This window comes from Proteus faecis (genome assembly GCF_030286765.1).
Taxonomy (GTDB): Bacteria; Pseudomonadota; Gammaproteobacteria; order Enterobacterales; family Enterobacteriaceae; genus Proteus; species Proteus faecis.
In genome coordinates, this window is sequence record NZ_JASVWV010000018.1 from 14,556 (window position 1) to 34,866 (window position 20,311).

General features: G+C 38.4%; 17 protein-coding genes. 6 read left to right on the top strand and 11 right to left on the bottom strand.

Annotation, left to right across the window (positions count from 1 at the left end; all coding sequences use genetic code 11):
* Positions 1–16: 16 nt before the first annotated feature.
* The 7 genes from QSH13_RS16590 to QSH13_RS16620 form a co-directional block, all read right to left on the bottom strand.
* On the bottom strand, positions 17–955 hold the full coding sequence (locus QSH13_RS16590; RefSeq protein ID WP_109407185.1) for an SPOR domain-containing protein: 939 nt from the start codon (positions 953–955) through the stop codon (positions 17–19).
* A 169-nt stretch (positions 956–1,124) separates the two neighbouring features.
* Positions 1,125–2,219 (bottom strand): 3-dehydroquinate synthase, encoded by a 1,095-nt coding sequence (gene aroB / locus QSH13_RS16595; protein ID WP_286039381.1) that lies wholly within the window; start codon positions 2,217–2,219, stop codon positions 1,125–1,127.
* 54 nt (positions 2,220–2,273) lie between these two features.
* Positions 2,274–2,795, bottom strand: a complete 522-nt coding sequence (gene aroK, locus QSH13_RS16600; RefSeq protein ID WP_036914409.1) for a shikimate kinase AroK — start codon at positions 2,793–2,795, stop codon at positions 2,274–2,276.
* Positions 2,796–3,373: 578 nt separating this feature from the next.
* Positions 3,374–4,474 (bottom strand): type IV pilus secretin PilQ, encoded by a 1,101-nt coding sequence (gene pilQ, locus QSH13_RS16605; RefSeq protein WP_369961857.1) that lies wholly within the window; start codon positions 4,472–4,474, stop codon positions 3,374–3,376.
* Positions 4,474–5,004: a hypothetical protein gene (locus tag QSH13_RS16610; RefSeq protein ID WP_286039379.1), complete on the bottom strand. Its 531-nt coding sequence runs from the start codon at positions 5,002–5,004 to the stop codon at positions 4,474–4,476. The genes pilQ and QSH13_RS16610 overlap by 1 nt, the downstream gene beginning before the upstream one ends.
* Entirely contained in the window at positions 5,001–5,570 is a 570-nt protein-coding gene (locus QSH13_RS16615; RefSeq protein WP_286039378.1) for a fimbrial assembly protein, read from the bottom strand. Before QSH13_RS16615 ends, QSH13_RS16610 begins: the two co-directional genes overlap by 4 nt.
* The gene (locus QSH13_RS16620; protein WP_196544542.1) at positions 5,558–6,382 is read right to left on the bottom strand and encodes a hypothetical protein; all 825 of its coding nucleotides are present in this window, start codon (positions 6,380–6,382) and stop codon (positions 5,558–5,560) included. Before QSH13_RS16620 ends, QSH13_RS16615 begins: the two co-directional genes overlap by 13 nt.
* Before the next feature lie 115 nt (positions 6,383–6,497).
* On the opposite strand from QSH13_RS16620, the gene mrcA reads away from it, so the two are divergent.
* The gene (gene mrcA, locus QSH13_RS16625; RefSeq protein WP_109397757.1) at positions 6,498–9,032 is read left to right on the top strand and encodes a peptidoglycan glycosyltransferase/peptidoglycan DD-transpeptidase MrcA; all 2,535 of its coding nucleotides are present in this window, start codon (positions 6,498–6,500) and stop codon (positions 9,030–9,032) included.
* Positions 9,033–9,079: 47 nt separating this feature from the next.
* On the opposite strand, the gene nudE is transcribed toward mrcA, so the two are convergent.
* On the bottom strand, positions 9,080–9,631 hold the full coding sequence (nudE, locus tag QSH13_RS16630) for an ADP compounds hydrolase NudE (protein WP_109407181.1): 552 nt from the start codon (positions 9,629–9,631) through the stop codon (positions 9,080–9,082).
* A 353-nt stretch (positions 9,632–9,984) separates the two neighbouring features.
* Between nudE and umoB the strand changes: the two genes are divergently transcribed.
* From umoB to pckA, 4 genes are all read left to right on the top strand, one after another.
* On the top strand, positions 9,985–12,093 hold the full coding sequence (umoB, locus tag QSH13_RS16635; protein ID WP_109397755.1) for a flagellar biogenesis regulator UmoB: 2,109 nt from the start codon (positions 9,985–9,987) through the stop codon (positions 12,091–12,093).
* A 71-nt stretch (positions 12,094–12,164) separates the two neighbouring features.
* Positions 12,165–12,578, top strand: coding sequence for a ribosome-associated heat shock protein Hsp15 (hslR, locus tag QSH13_RS16640; protein ID WP_109397754.1), 414 nt, complete (start codon positions 12,165–12,167; stop codon positions 12,576–12,578).
* A 26-nt stretch (positions 12,579–12,604) separates the two neighbouring features.
* Positions 12,605–13,489, top strand: a complete 885-nt coding sequence (gene hslO / locus QSH13_RS16645) for an Hsp33 family molecular chaperone HslO (protein WP_109397753.1) — start codon at positions 12,605–12,607, stop codon at positions 13,487–13,489.
* A 204-nt stretch (positions 13,490–13,693) separates the two neighbouring features.
* The gene (gene pckA, locus QSH13_RS16650; protein WP_109397752.1) at positions 13,694–15,313 is read left to right on the top strand and encodes a phosphoenolpyruvate carboxykinase (ATP); all 1,620 of its coding nucleotides are present in this window, start codon (positions 13,694–13,696) and stop codon (positions 15,311–15,313) included.
* 174 nt (positions 15,314–15,487) lie between these two features.
* Here the strand turns inward: pckA and QSH13_RS16655 are convergent, their stop codons facing one another.
* Both QSH13_RS16655 and QSH13_RS16660 read right to left on the bottom strand, forming a co-directional pair.
* On the bottom strand, positions 15,488–16,189 hold the full coding sequence (locus tag QSH13_RS16655) for a pirin family protein (RefSeq protein ID WP_109397751.1): 702 nt from the start codon (positions 16,187–16,189) through the stop codon (positions 15,488–15,490).
* 603 nt (positions 16,190–16,792) lie between these two features.
* Positions 16,793–18,007, bottom strand: coding sequence for a BaiN/RdsA family NAD(P)/FAD-dependent oxidoreductase (locus QSH13_RS16660; protein WP_286039377.1), 1,215 nt, complete (start codon positions 18,005–18,007; stop codon positions 16,793–16,795).
* A gap of 309 nt (positions 18,008–18,316) precedes the next feature.
* On the opposite strand from QSH13_RS16660, the gene pitA reads away from it, so the two are divergent.
* Positions 18,317–19,816: an inorganic phosphate transporter PitA gene (gene pitA, locus QSH13_RS16665; RefSeq protein WP_109397749.1), complete on the top strand. Its 1,500-nt coding sequence runs from the start codon at positions 18,317–18,319 to the stop codon at positions 19,814–19,816.
* Between the two features lie 66 nt (positions 19,817–19,882).
* On the opposite strand, the gene uspB is transcribed toward pitA, so the two are convergent.
* The gene (uspB, locus tag QSH13_RS16670; RefSeq protein ID WP_006534411.1) at positions 19,883–20,215 is read right to left on the bottom strand and encodes a universal stress protein UspB; all 333 of its coding nucleotides are present in this window, start codon (positions 20,213–20,215) and stop codon (positions 19,883–19,885) included.
* Positions 20,216–20,311 lie beyond the last annotated feature (96 nt).

Below are 20,311 nucleotides of genomic sequence, written 5' to 3' on the forward strand. Positions count from 1 at the left end.
GTGAACTTCGTCTTAATTATTTTTTTAGATCCTGATGAACATGTTTCATCGGTCTAACCCAAGGTTGTTTTGCTTGTACTGGCGCAGGTAAAGAAGAAACGGCCTGCTTGGCTTCGCTTATATTACGATAATTTCCATAGATGAGTACATACCATGGATTACCATTACGCTGTGTTTTGTAAATAGCGTAGTTTCCATTGAGGTTCTTTTTAGCGAAAGCCTCTAAGGTATCTTGGCGACTTGCACCACTTAATTGCAACGTATAGTTAGTAGCAGGAATAGAACTTAAATTACCTGCTGATAATGAACCTGAAACAACAGGTTTAGTTGTTGCAGGTTTAGTTTGCGTTGTTGCTGGAGGTGTCACTGGTTTTGTCGGTGGTGTTTTTACTTCAGCCGGCTTTTGTACAGGTTGTACTGGTTTGGTGACGGGAGCTTGTGTAACCGGTTGTTGCGGTTTTGGTTGTTGTGCGTTTAATTGCTGATTAGCCGCTTGATTGATGCCCGCTTGTTGTTGATTTAAAGAATCAACGATATCTCCAGGGATCTCAACACGTTGACCTTGTGAATCAATCATTGGTGGTAAGTTTTGTGAAGGTGGTGTTGCAGGCTGTATCTCTTGCCCAGAAATAGATTGAGGAGCCGATGGCTGACCATTTTCTGAAGGCGTAACGGATGACGGTTGTTGAGATAGATCGATATTTCTTTCTGTATTGGTTGAAGGCGTTGGTTCAGTTGTTTCTGGTGATTTTAATGCTGAGCTTATTGCGATAATTAGCAGAATAAGGACTAAAACACCAACACCAATCATCATCTGTTGACGGGATACAGAGAATCGTGCATTTTTTAATGGATTGCTACGAGGTCGATTGGCTCTACGTTCAGGCCTATCCGATGTATCAGGTTTGAGTGAATTATTACCCTTGGTTTCATTATCAGGTTTGAACTCGTCCATTATGCCCTCCGTCAGAGCGTCAAAAAGCGAAAAATATTCTATTCAGCTTAGCCATTACCTCATAGTATAAGGATGAAACGCTTTTTCTGAAACGTTGCATTTGACAATATTAACCAGAATTTTCCTTAATTGAATGTTCTGGTTTATTTCTGGTCAGGTAATGGGGTGCTTAATTTGCATTAATGCAAGATGTTATCGCTTTGTGGACTTGTTCGCGAGTAATATCGGCACGTAATTCGGATTGACCGATACCTTTTGGTAAAACAAGGTGTAATTTGCCACCAGATACTTTTTTATCTCTCATCATATGAGGTAAATAGTCATCAGGTGTCATTTCAATAGGACCATTGACGGGGAGATTGGCTTTCTCAAGCAATTGAATAACACGTTGCGTCTCTTCTTCAGTGAATTGACCCAGTGCTTGAGATGTTCTTGCCGCCATTACCATGCCTGCGGCAACGGCTTCACCATGCAACCAAACACCATATCCCATATGCGCTTCAATAGCGTGTCCATAGGTATGGCCAAGGTTGAGTAGTGCGCGTAAACCACTTGTTTCTTTTTCATCAGCGGCGACAACGTCAGCTTTTAACTCACAGCAACGGCGGATACAAAATGCCATGGCTTTAGGATCAAGAGCTAAGAGTTTATCAATATTATTTTCAAGCCAGATAAAAAAGTTTTTATCTAAAATGATGCCATATTTAATAACTTCAGCTAAACCCGATGAAAGTTCACGAGGCGGTAATGTGGCAAGACAATCGAGATCGATAACAACAGAAGCAGGCTGATAAAACGCACCAATCATGTTTTTGCCAAGAGGATGATTAACCGCGGTTTTTCCACCCACAGAAGAATCGACTTGTGACAATAGTGTTGTTGGTACTTGGATAAAGCGAACACCTCGTTGATAGCTTGCTGCGGCAAAACCGGTTAGGTCACCAATAACACCACCGCCTAATGCGATAAGTGTTGTATCTCGATTGTGATTTTTTTCTAATAATGCAGTAAAGACATCATTCATGATCTCAAGCGATTTATATTGTTCGCCATCAGGCAAAATTACGCTATCAACCAAAACACCCTGTTTTTTTAAGGTGTTTGTTACCTTTTCTAAATAGAGTGGGGCAAGTGTCACATTTGTGACTATCATAACTTGCTGCCCTGATGTTAATGGTAAAAAGGTATCTTCTTGATGAAAAAGGCCAGAAGCAATGGTAATGGGATAGCTTCTTTCACCTAATGTGACAGTGATTTTTTCCATAACAGTGGCCTTCTTCTTATTGTCTTTACTTAACCTTATAAATAGTTGAATTTATTAGTTTTGTTCTAATAATTCAATTATTTGATTGGCTACAATTTTTGCACTCTGATCATCAGTATGAATAGTGATGTCAGCAATCTCTTCATAAAGAGGATTACGTTCTTCAGCTAATGTCTCTAAGACATCACGCACAGGTTCAACACCTTGCAATAAAGGACGTTTTTTATCACGTTGGGTACGAGCGAGTTGTTTTTCAATGTTGGTTTCTAAATAAACAACCACACCACGTGCAGATAGTCTGTTACGGGTTTCTCGCGATTTCACCGAACCACCACCTGTTGCAAGTACAATGCCTTGTTTTTCAGTAAGTTCGTTGATTATTTTCTCTTCTCGTTGACGGAAGCCTTCTTCGCCTTCAACATCAAATACCCAACCTACATCCGCACCTGTACGCCGCTCAATTTCCTGATCGGAATCATAAAACTCCATACTAAGTTGTTGAGCTAACTGACGACCAATAGTGCTTTTGCCGGCACCCATAGGCCCAACCAGAAAGATATTACGTTTCTCTGCCATGTTTTTGGTATTACTAAGATATTCGTTAATGATAACCCGCCCCGCCAAATTCATTCAGCGACGGGACCTAAACTGAAATTTATGAGTGTTTATCTAATTCATGCCTGATAACATTTGTTATCCACTCTCATAATAAGACTGAGTTCTTTCAGTAGATCGCTATAAAATAACCACATGCTGTCATAAGTGACAACATAGGATAAAAATCCCTTTGCCCACAGTACATAACAAAAACTACTAAAAAGTAATTATCTTTGTTGGCAATGCGGAGATTCTAACACAATTTAGTCGGAAAACCGCATCTGATAATATTGTCTTTTTCGTCATCAATCGATCAATATTACATATAAAAAGCCCTACCTCCAAGAATAGAGGAAGTGCATAAAATGTATCCGTATTTTTATTGTGATGTTTCAGGCTCACTCAAATTAGCTAACCCTTGTAAGCTAAATCGTCCTCATCGTCAAATCTATAAATACAGATTATAAGAAAAAACAATGAATAACTCTCAATTTAATCTTAGTGAAAAACATATAATTAATTGTATTTTATAATAAAATTACTTTCTACATAAAAAATTAGATTAATTTGGGTGTAATAAAAATAACCAATTCATGGCGACTGTGTTGATCTCTTTTATGACTGAAAAGTACGCCGAGTAAGGGAATAGAGGATAAGAAGGGTATTTTTGCCGTGTGCTCTTGCTGTTTTTGCTGAAATATACCTCCTAACATAATGGTTTCTCCATCACGAATCGCCACTTCTGTGCTGATCTCTTGTTTATCAATAGACAGATGTTCACTTCCACCTTGAACAAGAGCAATGCCCGGTGTGTTTTGACTAATTTTAAGTATTAACCTTATCTTTTTATCTTTTTGAATAATGGGTGTGACTTCCATACCCAAGACAGCTTCTTTAAATTGAACTCGTGTAATTTCATTATCTCGACTGACATAGGGGATCTCCGTTCCTTGTTTGATGGATGCTGTTTTTTCATGAGCGGTTGTTAGTCGTGGACTTGCAATAATAGATAATTGTTTCTCTTGTTCTAACGCGCTTAATTCAAGCTCTAATAGGCGTCCATTGATTCTGGCAATGTTAAATGCAATATAGTGAAGGGGATTTTTGGTGTTTTGATGGAGTGATAGTGCAGAGAGTGAAGGTGTTGATAACGCTGAATTAAGTGAGGAGGTTGTTGAAATCGCATTAGGTATTGTGGATGTTGTTTCGGTTTGTGTTTTTAATGCTTGTAATCCCCATTGAGTGCCTAATTCATTTAAAGCATCCTGACTGCTACTGACAATATGCGCGGTGATATGAACTTGTTGGTGTGGGGTGTCCCGTAGTTTTAGCCAATCTTCTATTTCAGACAGTGTTTTACTATTATCAACAATTGAAAGGCTATTCGCTTCTCTATCAATAATAACCCGCCCTTGCTGACTAAGTAATGGAATAGTGTGATTAGTTAGTTGGTCACCTAATCTCTGTGCATCTGCATAATTTAAAGGAAAAAGTTGGTGATGCAATTCTTCAGGTTGCTCTGTCGTTGATATTCGTTCTTCAATAAAGGTAGAGGATATCGTTTCATTATCGATATTCTGAGGAAAAAAGGGATCTCGGGTGTGAGCCCAAATGGTGGTTGTTATACATAATATGGCGATTAACATGCCTATCTTTATCATGATATATCACCCTGTATTGCATGAGGATAACTTAGTTCTGTCAGGCTCATTTGTACTGAAATTAGATGGTTTTCTATTGGGAAAATATTCAGAGAAATCAGTGCTAAACTTGTTTGATTGAGACATTCCAATAGTGTTAAAAACTGAGAATAAGACAAAGTAAATGTGAGTTTATGTAACGAGTTGGGCGTGTTTTCCCAAATTTCGGGGATAAATTGATAAATCATCAGTAAGCGTTGTAATTGCTTACTAACCGGTGAGTTATCGAATGGAATGTCATAATCTATCTGTTGTGTGATTAGTGAATTCATTGATGGCATTGTGTTTAATGTGTTTTGATGGTGATTAATTCGCTTTAGTCTTTGTGCTATTTCTAGGTGTTGTTGGGTTATTTCTTGCTGGTAGTCGGTGTAGATAAAGAGGTAATAAGCTAGCAGAGTAATAAAAGGTATCATTAAGCTTAGTAAAGTTAGTTTCCACTTAGGTAAAAACGCAATAAGTAACAGCCATTGTGCATTTTTTTTCATTGTGTTCCCTCATCATCGTCACTCCATCGCTCTTGTTCTTCTAATTTTCCGTTTAAATATACTTCTGTGTAAAACGGATCAATTTTGCTTTGTTGCACATAACTCAGCGTTAAAGAGGCTAAAGCTGGATGACTTTTAAGGTTGGTAATAAAGGTGAGTGATTGTGTCTTGGGGAGCGAGATGTGCAGTGAGCGTTGATTATCTGTCTCATCATAGTGGCTAATCCAACCCGTTGCGGGAAGATGTGTTTCGATAGCTCGAAAGAAGCGAATGTAATGTAAATAACGTAACCAGTTTTGATAATAGAGAGAGTAGTGTTGATAGCGTAAAAGTGTCTGTTTTTTCTGTTTTTGATATATATCGAGTTGTTTTAGTAATAAATCTTCTTGTTGTTGAGTCTGGTGTTGTTGGTCTGTTATAAGTGATTGTTTTTGTGCCAAATAATAGGTGCAATAGCTACATACAACGAAAATGATTATGAGCAATGATAGTGTTTGAGAAAGCCATAACAATGCTTTTTGTTTAAATAAACGGTGGCGCCAAGGTAGATAATTTATTTGATACATAACACCTCTTTAGGGCGTAATGCTAAACCTAATGCAACAAGTGGAATGAGATCTTTATCTGACGTTGTTTCAAATAAGTTGTGGGAACGATTGGGCCAAATAGGCATCAACTGGCTAAAATATTCTTCGTTATCGCCTGTTAAGTAACACTGTTTTAATGACCAATGATATTTTTCTATTAATTGGTAAATACAAGTTTGTTGTTCTTGTTGGTTTTCATAGGTGAGAGTACCGTAATGAGGCATATTTTCATCAGATGATACCCAAAGTAGTGTTTTGTTTTTACAGTATAAAAGTGGATTTTGAGGTGATAGGTTAAGGTAAGTTGCTAAATAACGCAGTGCACATGCTGGGGTATCAATCGCTGTTATTGTTAAGTTTATTCGAGAAAATAAGTCAATATACTTATCTAAAATCGTTTTGTGGCACAGATGAATAGCAAGTTTATCCTTATTCTGTCGATAATCAAAATTAACAGGGATTTTTGTATTTTGTGTGTAAGATGTAGCTCGTAGTTGCGCTAATCGATAACATGCTGCTGATGTAAGGGAAACTGTATGAGGTAGAGGGATAATTTGATAGCTTTCATAATGATCCGGTAGAGAAAGCGTAACATTATTAATAAAGGGTAAGTTTTTACGCCAATCCATTAAGATTTTTCTTAATTTTATATCATTTAAATCGTCATTAAGAGGTAAAGGGAATTGCCAAAATGTACTGATCTTCCATTGTTTATTCTGCTGAAATACCAAAATTGCATTGATATGATGAGTGTTAATTTCAATACCAATCTGATAATTGTGTGTTTCCATAAGTGATATCCATATCTATTGATGAGTAATTGCCTATTTTCAAAGAGGCGTTACCTTTATACTACGCACTGTTTGTTTATAAACCGCCCAATTCACACTACATGGGAAATTTAAGGTGAAGTTCTTAAAATATTTTTTCATCTTCGTTTTTGCTTGCATAATTTTGGGAGCAGCCTCGATATATGGTATGTATAAGTATGTTGAGCCTCAGTTGCCCGATGTCGCGACATTAAAAGATGTTCGTTTACAAACCCCTATGCAGGTATTTAGTGCAGACGGAGAGTTGATCGCGCAATACGGCGAAAAACGTCGTTTACCGCTAACATTGGAGGAGATGCCTCCTCAACTTATTAATGCCTTTATTGCAACAGAAGATACACGTTTTCGTGAACACCACGGTATTGACCCTATTGGGATCTCGCGTGCTGTTGTAGTGGCATTAACATCAGGACAAGCCTCTCAAGGCGCGAGTACCATTACGCAACAATTAGCTCGAAATTTCTTTTTAACACCTGAGAAGAAGTTAATGCGGAAAATAAAAGAAGCCTTTTTGGCGATCCGCATTGAGAAAGAGCTCACTAAAGATGAAATTTTAGCACTGTATTTAAATAAAATTTATCTAGGCAACCGTGCTTATGGTGTGGGTGCTGCGGCTTATGTGTACTTTGGTAAAAGTGTTCATGAACTTAGCTTAAATGAAATGGCAGTAATTGCTGGTTTACCGAAAGCGCCATCTACACTTAACCCACTCTATTCTTATGATCGCGCTTTAAAACGTCGTAATATCGTTTTACAGCGTATGTATGAAGAGAACTATATCACTCGTGCACAATATGAAAGTGCAAAAGCCGAGCCTATTGTTGCGAAATACCATGCACCGCAAATTGATTTTTCTGCACCTTATCTCACAGAAATGGTGAGAATGGAAATGTATGAGCGTTATGGTGAAAATGCTTATACCGATGGCTATAAAATTTACACTACCATTGTTCGTAAAGATCAATTAGCAGCAGAAAAAGCCTTGCGTGACAATGTTATCGACTATGATATGCGTCATGGTTACCGTGGTGCTCAAGAAGTTCTGTGGCGTGAAGGGCAAACGCCATGGGATAACGAAGCTATCAACAAAAAATTAAAAGGGATCCAAACTTATGGTCCTTTAATTCCTGCTGTTGTGTTATCCGCTGATGCGAAAGAAGCCAAAGTTATCTTAAAAACGGGCGACAATATTACGCTAGATTTAAAAGCGGTGCGTTGGGCTCGTAAATTTATTTCTGACACCTCTCAAGGCCCAACACCAACAAAGGTTGATGCCGTTGTGCGTGTTGGTGAGCAAATATGGGTACGTCAAAATAACGAAAACAATTGGGTATTAGCACAGATTCCAGAAGTGAATGCGGCGTTTGTTGCGTTAGATCCTATTAATGGTGGAATTATTGCGCTGGTTGGTGGTTTTGATTTTGAGATCAGTAAATTTAACCGAGTTTCTCAATCTTTACGCCAAGTTGGTTCAAATATCAAACCTTTCTTATATGCAGCTGCATTAGACAAAGGATTGACGTTATCCACATTGCTTAATGATTTACCTATTAGCCGTTGGGATGCGGGCGCAGGCACAGATTGGCGTCCTAAAAACTCCCCACCAACGTATGCTGGCCCTATTCGTTTACGTCAAGGTTTAGGCCAGTCTAAAAACGTGGTGATGGTACGTGCAATGCGTGCAATGGGGGTCGATTATGCTGCTGATTATCTATTACGTTTTGGTTTCCCTAATCAAAATATTGATAGAACAGAATCTTTAGCATTAGGATCACCATCCTTTACACCAATGCAAATGGTGCGAGGGTTTGCTGTTATGGCAAACGGCGGATATCTTATCGAACCTTACTATATCCAACGTATTGAAAATGCGGATGGTGAAGAGCTGTTTACTGCAAAACCAAAGCTAGCTTGCCCAGATTGCACTGATATCCCTGTTATTTACGGCGATACCATGCGTTCTATTGCGTTATCTGATGACTATATGGAAAACGTTGCTCAATCTAATAAATCTCAGCCAGCAGTGGCTACGCCTGAAATTGAATTAGAACAAGCACCATTAGCTGAGACTGTAAAAGAAAGCCCTTATGCGCCACATGTTATTAGCACACCTCTGGCTTACTTAATGCATGATGCATTAAGAACAAACCTTGTGGGTGAACCGGGATGGTCTGGTACTGGTTGGCGTGCTGTTCGTGATCTTAAACGTCAAGATATTGGTGGTAAGACAGGAACAACAAACAGTTCTAAAGATGCATGGTTCTCTGGATATGGTGCCAATATTGTTGCTACAGCTTGGATTGGTTTTGATGATAGTAGTCGCAATTTAGGTCGAACTGCCGCGAGTGGTGGTGAAGCGGGGGCGAAAACAGCTCAACCTATTTGGAACGACTTTATGAAAGTGGCTCTCGATGGCGTACCAGTTAATATGATGCCTGTACCACAAGGTGTTGTGGCCGTTCAAATTGATAGAAGAACTGGGAAATTAGCAGGTGATGGCCCTTCAATGAAAGAATATTTTATTGAAGGGACTCAACCGACAGAAAGAGCAAAAAATGAAGTAGGAACAAAGATTTTTGAGGATAATGGCGAATCTAACGAGTTATTCTAATTAATCGAAAATAAAAACCGGATGTTAACGTCCGGTTTTTTTATTATCTATTTATTTTGTAATAGATAGCGGTGAGCTAAGAAAAGAGCACTGACACTACGAGCTTCTGTAAAGTCTGGATGATCGAGTAAGTCCATCATTTTTGCAATAGGCCAATGTATTTGGAACAGTGGCTCAGGCTCATCCCCTTCGAGTTGTTCTGGATAAAGGTCACGTGCAATGACAATGTTCATTTTGCTAGAAAAGTAAGATGGCGCCATAGAAAGCTTAGCGAGTTCTATGAATGAGTGAGCACCATAGCCAATTTCTTCTTTTAGTTCACGGTTGGCAGCTTGTAGGGCATTTTCACCAGGATCAATTGCGCCTTTTGGAAAACCAAAATCGTAATTTTCGATACCAACAGCGTATTCACGAATAAGAATAAGATTGTCATCAATGATAGGAACAATCATAACGGCTTCACGATTAGCGGGTTTCATTCGCTCATAAGTGCGTTTTTCTCCGTTACTAAACTCTAGATTAACGGATTGGATCTGAAATAATCGAGAACGGGCGATGTTATCAATGTTTAATATATTGGGTTTTTTTAGTTCTTTCATAACAGCCCCTGACAGAATAGAGATTAACCTGAATTTAACACATTAATGACAAAATAAATCTAACAATTAGATTTAGCTTTTAAAGGAAAATTGAGTACACTCCGCTATTAAACCTAGTTATTTATTGATTTTTTGAGAATATTATTATTTATTGATTCGCTATTTTACCTGAAGATAGCATCGTTAGCGGATATAAACTTGATAATAGATATAAATTATAACGCGACTTCAAAAATATAATCTATTGTATTTAAATAAAAAATAGAACAAAAGAATAGGAATTGCCTTATGTTGGGCAGGGTTTTAAATTTGTTATTGTTACTACGCAGCATCAGTATAAGTATGGGGAAAAAATGAGACTATCAGTCATTATATTGGCTATCTTGATGATAAGCCTATTTATAATGGCCGCCTTTCTATTTTTTAAAAGAAGGCGGCTTGATGGTTCACATCATCTCCCGTCTCTTGCTAAACCTACTTATCGCAAGCTCACTTCTGATGACTATGGGCTTATTAGTGATTATTTATCTTATTTTGGCACATCTGACTTCTCTTCTGGTTATTCATTGCAAAACTTCCCCGAGATGCCGATTAAAGGTGAAGTCGTTACTACTTTAAGAAATATCGTCAACCGCTTTGCTGGTTCTAGTGAAGGATTAAATCATTGGCGTTATTATATTGATGCTGTAGAAATTCACATTCCCCCGCTACTTGTTCCTTATCTTCAGCAAGAAAACGTCCTCGATGTTGTTTGTACCCCTTCGATCCCTATCGTTGTTGGTGTGAATGGACATTTCTTAAAAGATGAAAAAATTCATTTTTCTGCTTTAAGTTTAAAACAGCTCTCTGAACCTATATTGGCAAATGGTTCCTCAACAATTCAAAAGAATGAAGGTGATGCGGCTCACTTATTACAAATCCGAGAAGAAACCAACGAAGAATATCGATTACATAACTCATCTGGTTTTTGGGATGGCTCTTTTATTTGTATAGGGCTCACGTTGTGTCTAACAGCCTTAATGATGCCTCAAGTTTTTCTGCCGTGGATCTTAGCGACTGGTGGTGCTTTTCTTGCTGTTGGTATTTTTTTGATCCACAATCCTCTGATCAAACCACGTAAACAAGAAATTCACTGTTTTAAAGGGCGTTTAAAGCGCTGGGGGCTTTTTGGCAATTTTGATCATGGGCAGGTAAAAAATGTTTCTTTAGGGGGGATTGATCTTGTTTATCCACCTCATTGGGAGCCTTATATTCAAAGTGATATTGATAAGGTGACTTATTTAGAAATGTATCCAAGTCATCATGTTGTAAAGCAAGGAAACTACCTTTCATTGCATGATGAAGAAAAAAATTATCCATATAAACGCTATATTAAAAATATTATTTTCGTTTTCTGGAGCCTGTTTATTATTGGCATGTTGTATCTTTATCAACCTCTTTCCCTTTCAATGAAACTCAGTTTTTCATGGCTTAAAGATACAGAACCTCATTTAGTCACCAATTTTACTGAGCTGGAAACAACTGATTTACATGTCGGGGATATTATCCAAGCAAAAGGGGTTGGGATGTGCTACATGCCACCTAATTTATCCAGTAAGAATAATAAAACGATTTTTGCGCCTTTTGATTGCTCAGGGATTTACTGGAATAACAGTAATCCAATGCCAATGCCTGAATCGAGCACGATAGAAAAAGCTGCCGCTTTATTACATATGGTCGAAGAGCAATTACATCCTGTTTCTAATAACCGAGTTAATCCAAGTTTAGGCCAAGCGATCACTAAATCAGGGATGAACTTGTTAGATAATTTTGATGGTATTGTGTTGAAAACACAGGATTTATGCCCGCGAGAAAATGAATGTATTCGCCTGAAAATGGCGCTAGTTAATTTAAGTAATGTCAATGATTGGGATGCATTGGTTCAACGAGCTGAAAGTGGTAAATTAACCGGAACCAATGTTTTATTACGTGCAGTGAGTGCTGAGGCCTTGGAAAAGCTTATCGACACCACCACATCTTCTTTTATCTACCGAGAAATAGATAAAGCCGCAATACTGTTAAACAGTCCTCCTCCAGGTGGGGTACTGTTAATCAGTGATGAAAGAAAACAGCTTGTTGATTACGCTTCAAGTTCAAACTCCGTGTTTGAACCTACTCCGTTAGAACAGTGGCGAGAACTACAACGTTTATCCGATATTTTATTACATACACCTTTTGATACGGGTGGGGTAATAACAGGCATGGTTGTCGATGCGAATGGTACGTTACAGATATTTTTACATAGCCTGCCAGATTCGATGACAATGTTATATTACATTGGTAATACGTTATTATTGTTTATCGCTATTGGGTTCTTAATATTGAACCTATTTCTTATCATCCGGCGTCGGCGACAAAACAACCAACGCATGAATAAAATCAGTCTCTATTATGAGCACTGTTTTTATCGCCCTCCTCAGTAAGTCCCTTGTTGTGGAAGGCTATGTGTTTACACTATCGCCTTCATAAAGAAGTTGAAGTTAAGGAGAAAGGGATGAATCAACTATCTCAAGAAAGTGGCGTTCGTTTAGATAAATGGCTTTGGGCTGCACGTTTTTATAAAACGCGCGCTATCGCTCGCACAATGATTGAAGGTGGCAAAGTTCACTACAACGGTGTGAGAGGTAAGCCAAGTAAAACCGTTGAAGAAGGCGCTGAAATACGTCTACGACAAGGTAATGATGAACGGACGGTAATCATTCTGATGGTAAGTTCACAGCGACAAGGTGCTACCCAAGCCCAAGCGCTTTATTGTGAAACACCAGAGAGTATTGCTAAAAGAGAAAAAATTGCTCTGGCAAGAAAAATGAATGCGTTAACAATGCCTCATCCTGAGCGTCGCCCTGATAAAAAGGAAAGACGCACCTTACTTCGCTTCAAACAGACAAATTTACAAGAATCGGATTAACCGATTCCCTGAAATGAGAGAAAATCATGTCTAAAAAAGACTCTTTATCACGTTTTTTATTCGAAAAAAACGCGGTACGTGGTGAATTGGTCAATGTGACTGAAACCTATCAATCAATGCTTGAAAATCACCATTATCCTGAGCCAGTTCAACACCTTCTGGGCGATTTGCTGGTGGCGACCAGTTTGTTAACAGCTACGCTTAAATTTGAAGGCGATATTACAGTTCAAATACAAGGTGATGGCCCTGTGCGACTAGCTGTGATCAATGGAAATAACAATCAACAAATGCGTGGTGTTGCACGTATTGGGGATGATGTTAAAGCAGGTAGTACCTTAAAAGAGATGATCGGGAATGGTTTTATGGTCATCACGGTGACACCTGAAAAAGGTGAACGTTATCAAGGTATTGTTGCTCTTGATGGTGAAACTATTGAAGCCTGTATTGATAACTACTTTAAGCAGTCAGAACAGTTACCTACGCGGGTATTTATTCGTAGTGGTATGCAAGCGGGCAAGCCAGCCGCAGCGGGTATGTTATTACAAGTATTGCCTGCTTCAGAAGAGTTCACAGCAGAGCATACAGCTGAGCATTTTGAACTGCTTACACAGTTAACACACACAATCAAAGCTGAAGAGCTATTTACGCTAGAGACTAAAGAGATTTTACATCGCTTATATCACGAAGAAGATGTCACTCTTTATGATCCTCAACTTGTTGAATTTCATTGCACTTGTTCGCGTGAACGTTGTGAAAATACATTAGTAACATTGTCGAAAGAAGATGTGAACCACCTGTTGCAAGAACAGGGAAATATTGATATGGAATGCGAATATTGTGGAACACACTACATCTTCACTGAGAGTGATATTAATAATATCAATGCGTTAGATGATTCTGAATTACACTGATTCGATTTAGCAAAGCTGTTTTATCAAAAGGACGCTATTTTGCGTCCTTTTTTATTCAATAATTTTTCTTTAGTTTTGTGCATTAGTTCTCGTTCTTAACATAAAAAAATTATAAATTTTCAAAATATTGATAACAATCGCTGTTAATTACTCGTAACACCTTAATATTATTCGTAGAAAGGTCTATTTATCAGGAGCGAAACTATGAGCGTTAAAGGTCTTACCCCTAAGGATCTCCAGCAGTACGGTATTAAGGACACAAGTGAAATCATTTATAACCCAAGCTATGAGCTGTTATTTAATGAAGAAACCAAACCAGGATTAACAGGTTATGAACGAGGCACACAAACCTCGTTAGGCGCTATTGCCGTTGATACAGGTATATTTACTGGACGTTCTCCGAAAGATAAATACATTGTTCGTGATGATGTTACTCGTGATACCGTATGGTGGGCTGATCAGGGGAAAGGTAAGAATGATAATAAGCCACTTTCACAAGAAGTGTGGAATGACTTAAAATCATTAGTTACCAACCAGCTATCAGGCAAACGTTTGTTTGTTGTTGATGCCTTTTGTGGTGCGAATGCGGATACACGTTTAAAAGTTCGTTTTATCACAGAAGTTGCTTGGCAAGCACATTTTGTTAAAAATATGTTTATTCGCCCTGAACAAGAAGAGCTGGAAAATTTCACACCAGACTTCATTGTGATGAACGGAGCGAAATGTACAAATCCAAATTGGAAGGCGCAAGGTCTGAATTCAGAGAACTTTGTTGCCTTCAATTTAACTGAACGCATTCAGTTAATTGGTGGTACTTGGTATGGTGGCGAAATGAAGAAAGGCATGTTCTCTATGATGAACTACTTTCTTCCTCTTAAAGGTATCGCTTCTATGCACTGTTCCGCAAATGTTGGCGAAAGTGGTGATGTTGCTATTTTCTTTGGTTTATCTGGTACAGGTAAAACAACACTTTCAACCGATCCTAAGCGTAAGCTGATTGGTGATGATGAACATGGTTGGGATGATGACGGCGTGTTTAACTTTGAAGGTGGATGCTATGCGAAAACTATCCACTTATCAAAAGAAGCTGAGCCCGATATCTACGGTGCAATTAAACGTGATGCACTATTAGAAAATGTGGTTGTTTTAGCGGATGGTTCTGTTGATTTTGACGATGGTTCGAAAACAGAAAATACCCGCGTTTCTTACCCTATTTATCATATTGATAATATCGTTAAACCAGTTTCCAAAGCCGGTCATGCTAAGAAAGTTATTTTCTTAACAGCGGATGCGTTTGGTGTGTTACCTCCTGTTTCACGTTTAACACCAGAACAGACACAATACCACTTTTTATCAGGTTTCACTGCTAAACTAGCGGGAACAGAACGTGGTGTGACCGAGCCAACGCCAACATTCTCAGCTTGTTTTGGTGCGGCATTTTTATCACTACACCCGACACAATACGCAGAAGTTTTAGTAAAACGTATGCAAGCTTCAGGTGCAAAGGCTTATCTGGTAAACACCGGTTGGAATGGTACAGGCAAGCGTATTTCGATTAAAGATACACGAGCTATTATTGATGCCATCTTAAATGGTGATATTGATAAAGCACCAACGAAAACATTACCTGTGTTTGATTTAGAGATCCCAACAGCATTACCAGGCGTTAACAGCGAAATCTTAGATCCTCGCGATACTTATGCGGATAAAACGCAATGGGATACTAAAGCAGACGATCTTGCCGATCGTTTTGTGAAAAACTTCGATAAATATACGGATACCCCTGCGGGTCAGGCGTTAACTAAAGTTGGGCCAAAACGTTAATTCTTATTAGCATGAATAAAAAACACCAATCTCATAGTATGTGATTTTGGTGTTTTTTTATTTGAGAGCTTTTAGATAAAAAAAATCCCTGAAATGCGAGAAGCTTTCAGGGAATAGAAAAATAAAGTGAATTGTTTATTAGAGAAAAAGTGACTTTAGAGGGTGATAACCCAACTATGCTGTTACTGGAGGTAAATCAAACAGTAAAATTTCACTATCTTCATCACCAACGAAATGGATCATATCCTCATTCGCAATTGCTATTCCATCACTGGTGGTCGCAATAATGTCATTAATCGCTATCTTGCCTTTCACAACTTGTAGCCAAACATGACGACCTGTTTCGGCTTGATATTGTGCTTTTTCACCTTTTTTAAGGTTCCAGCGCCATAACGTCATATCTTGGAAGACTTTTAAAGAGCCATCACGAGCATCAGGCGATAAAATAAGCTGCTTGCTTACTGTCGTATCAAAACGGCGTTGATCGTAACGTGGTGTGATACCGACGGTGTTTGGCATAATCCAAATTTGGTAAAAATGCAGTCCTTTATCATTATTTGGATTATATTCTGAGTGAGTAATACCTGTACCTGCACTCATTATTTGAAACTCACCTGCGGGAACATTTTCTTTGTTACCCATGCTGTCTTTATGCTCAATATTACCTTCAAGCACATAGGTTAAAATTTCCATGTCTTTATGAGGGTGAGTACCGAAACCTTCACCGGGTATTACGCGATCTTCATTAATAACGCGTAGTGCAGAAAATCCCATAAAATCACGATCGTAATAATTTGCGAAAGAGAAGGTATGCCAACTATCTAGCCAACCATGATTAGCGTGTCCTCTTTCATTTGCTTTGCGTAGATAAATCATAATGTGTTTCCTTCTCTGAAGTTGTTGAACACAGTTTACTCAATAGCGCAAAGTAAAAAAGCGGAGGAATTTAACCTGAGGATCCAAATAATTTGAATAAGAGAAAATAAAAACATCGAATAAGTTCTAGAAAAGAAAAAGCCAGCACCCGGCTGGCTAAAGTAAAACACTGGAAGCAATGTGAGCAATGTCGTTCTTTCATATGACCCTGAAGGAGGTGCATCTGAAAGTGATATTAATGATAATAGTTCTCAGTATCATTTGTAAAGTCTTTTTTTTAATCAAATTAGAAAAAAGAGCCAAAAAAGTCTTAACTCACTGATTAACGAGTTATTTTATTTTAATAATTTTTTAAAATATCAATATAACCAAATAGTTAACAACATTCTTTATGGGGTCATTTATAGAAAAAAGAAGAGAAAACATGGCATAAAACCAGAGAAAAGGAAGGGGTATAAGGCATTTTGAGTCGTTATCGAGAAATACCAGAAGAAAAAGCCATCACTGATTGATGATGGCAGGTTTTCATTATATATGACGTATAAGTTTATAAAATTACAAAACCGATATTTATAACTTTACTATTTACACATTTATTTATTATTACTCAACAAAAGTCGATTTTGGTGTTGAAATAAGACTCTGTGCACAGGCATAAGCTGAGCTCCATGCCCACTGGAAATTATATCCACCTAACCAACCCGTCACATCAACGACTTCTCCAATAAAATAGAGTCCTTTGACTTTCGTGGCTTCCATTGTTTTAGAGGAAAGGGCACGAGTATCTACGCCACCTAGTGTGACTTCTGCGGTGCGATACCCCTCAGTACCATTTGGCTGAACTTGCCATTCTTGTAGTAATGTTGCAACTTGCGTAATACGTTCATTACTAAGTTGAGTCAGAGAAACATCGGGTAACTGTTGATTTTCTATCATTATCTCAATAAACCGCTTTGGTAATAAGCGAGAAAGCGTATTTTTTAATAATTGATTCGGATGTTCTTGACGTTTTTCTTGTAGAAGGTTTTCAAGATCAATATTTGGAAGTAAGTTAATACTTACATACTCACCTGGTTGCCAATAACTAGAGATTTGCAAAATAGCAGGACCAGAAAGGCCACGATGCGTAAAAAGAATGTTTTCTTTAAAACTCGTTCCATTTTTTGCCGTCACAATAGCAGATATAGCTACGCCAGATAGTTGGCTTAATTGTTCAAGTTGGGGTTTATGCAATGTAAAAGGAACTAATCCTGCGCGTGTTGGTAAAACAGAAAGCCCAAATTGCTCTGCAACTTTATAGCCAAAAGGAGTTGCACCTAAACCGGGCATTGAAAGACCACCACTGGCAATAACGACTGAAGATGTTGTGATTGTTTTTCCATCAACAAAAATAGTAAAGCCTACATCTGTTTTCTCGATTTGCGTAATCTCACTACGTAAGCGAACACTTACTTTCCCTTTTTGACATTCAGTGAGTAATAAATCAACAATTTGTTGTGCTGAATCATCACAAAATAGCTGTCCTAACGTTTTTTCATGGTAGGCGATGTTATGTTTTTGCACTAATTCAATAAAATCCCATTGTGTATAGCGAGCAAGCGCTGACTTACAGAAATGAGGGTTCTCTGATAAATACGCTGAAGGTTCGATATACATATTGGTGAAATTACAGCGTCCACCACCTGACATTAGAATTTTACGGCCTGCTTTTTTGCCATTATCGAGGACTAAAACAGATAATCCTGCTTGTCCTGCTAAAGATGCACAAAAAAGCCCCGCGGCACCTGCACCTATAATTACTGTATCGTATGATCCCACAATGATGCCTCGTTCTTAGTTTTTACTGACTACTTAATCAATGATTTTCGCGTAAGATCAGCATGTTTTTGTAAAATTATATGGAGAAATCTGTATTTTTCACCTAAATTCGTATTAGCAAGGAAAAAATTTGTCAGAAATTTACTTTTTTTTTATTTTTATTAATTGGATGATATATAAGGAATTATCTTAAAAAGACTCTGATTTTGTTGGTTATCAAATCAAAAAAAGGTTAAATTTCGCTTCCACCGTTCGCATTTGTCGCTGATAATGCGCCGCGTTCATGTCCAACTAACTGGCTTAACGTCTATGCTACATTTGTTTACTGACCTAGAATTTCATACAGGTTTAATGTTAGTTTTAGCACTGCTATTTGTGCTATTTTATGAAGCTATTAACGGCTTCCATGATACCGCAAATGCGGTAGCAACAGTTATCTATACTCGTGCTATGCGTGCGCAATTTGCGGTCGTGATGGCGGGTGTATTTAACTTTCTTGGAGTTTTGCTCGGTGGATTGAGCGTAGCTTATGCTATTGTTCACTTGTTACCGACAGATCTTCTGCTGAATGTGAGCTCAGCTCATGGCCTCGCCATGGTCTTCTCGTTGCTGTTAGCTGCCATTATCTGGAACTTAGGTACATGGTATTTTGGTATCCCAGCATCAAGTTCACATACGCTGATAGGTGCTATCATTGGTATTGGTTTAACAAATGCTATCGTGACAGATTCGTCTATCGTTGATGCGTTAAACGTACCTAAAATGATCAGTATCTTCCTGTCACTCATTCTTTCTCCAATTATCGGCTTGGTTATTGCAGGCGCGATGATTTTCTTACTGCGCCGTTACTGGAGTGGTACGAAAAAACGTCGTCGTATTCACCTGACACCAGCTGAACGTGAGAAGCAAGATGGTAAGCGTAAGCCGCCATTTTGGACCCGTACTGCACTGATTTTATCAGCAGTTGGGGTGAGTTTCTCTCATGGTGCAAATGATGGGCAGAAAGGTATCGGTCTTATCATGCTGGTATTAATTGGCGTAGCGCCTGCGGGCTTTGTCGTCAATATGAGTGCGAGCGGATACGATATCACCAAAACTCATGATGCAGTTGTACACTTACAACAATATTATGAGAAACATCAGCCAGCGCTACAGCATGCTATTGATAATACACCAGTAGTACCAGCACAAGCTGATGCTAGTGATACAGATTTTCACTGTAATAGCGCAAGAACGCCAATTGTTCTGAATCAAACAGAACAGATGCTTGCAAATATTAGCTCTTATGACGAGCTAACAGCAGACCAGCGTGCTCAAATGCGTCGATTACTTATGTGTATCGCTGATACCGCAACAGAAGTGGCTAAATTACCAGAAACTAGCGCCCAAGATGCACGGTTCTTAAAAACATTGAGTCGTGACCTGCTAAACACGGTGGAATATGCTCCGATTTGGATCATTATCGCAGTGGCATTAGCGCTCTCTATCGGGACAATGGTAGGTTGGAAACGCGTTGCAGTAACAATTGGTGAGAAAATTGGTAAAAAAGGTATGACTTATGCACAAGGGGTTTCTGCTCAGGTAACAGCCGCAGTTTCCATTGGTGTAGCAAGTTATACGGGTATGCCTGTATCAACAACTCAAGTTCTGTCATCTGCAGTTGCAGGTACGATGATTGTTGATGGTGGTGGTGTTCAAACTAAGACAGTGAAAAACATTGCGCTGGCTTGGATCTTAACATTACCTGTTAGCATTGGTTTATCAGGCTTACTTTATTGGATATCACTTACATTTATTGTGAATAGCTAATAGTAGCAAATTACCCAAGTTTGTTTATAAACGGTGACTTTTAGTCACCGTTTTTTGTTTTTGTCTCTACCAGAAAAGCATCGCAATTAAACTTGCGACAGCCAAAATACAAAAACGACTAACAAGATAAAATTGCCGATAAATTCGTTCGCAACGCATAATGACTTCAGGATTATGATGATTGATGTATTGGCGTTGGTTGATATAGCGGATCAGCCGTAACTGTTTTGAAAATTGTCCATGCATAGTAAAAAATCCATTGCCATCCACTGATTGGTATAGCAAAGGATCAGATTGACGCAGTATTGTGAGTAATACCCGAATAGATGAAAAATAACGCATCATATTAATCAGGCAAAGAATACATAGCGCCCAAAAGACAACAATGACATTAAACATAATCCCCTCCCTAGAATAATAGATTCTGAGATGAGAAAATCTTTACCAATAAAGGTTACTTTTTCTCTAATTTAAGTTTAGGTGAAATTAAGCAAT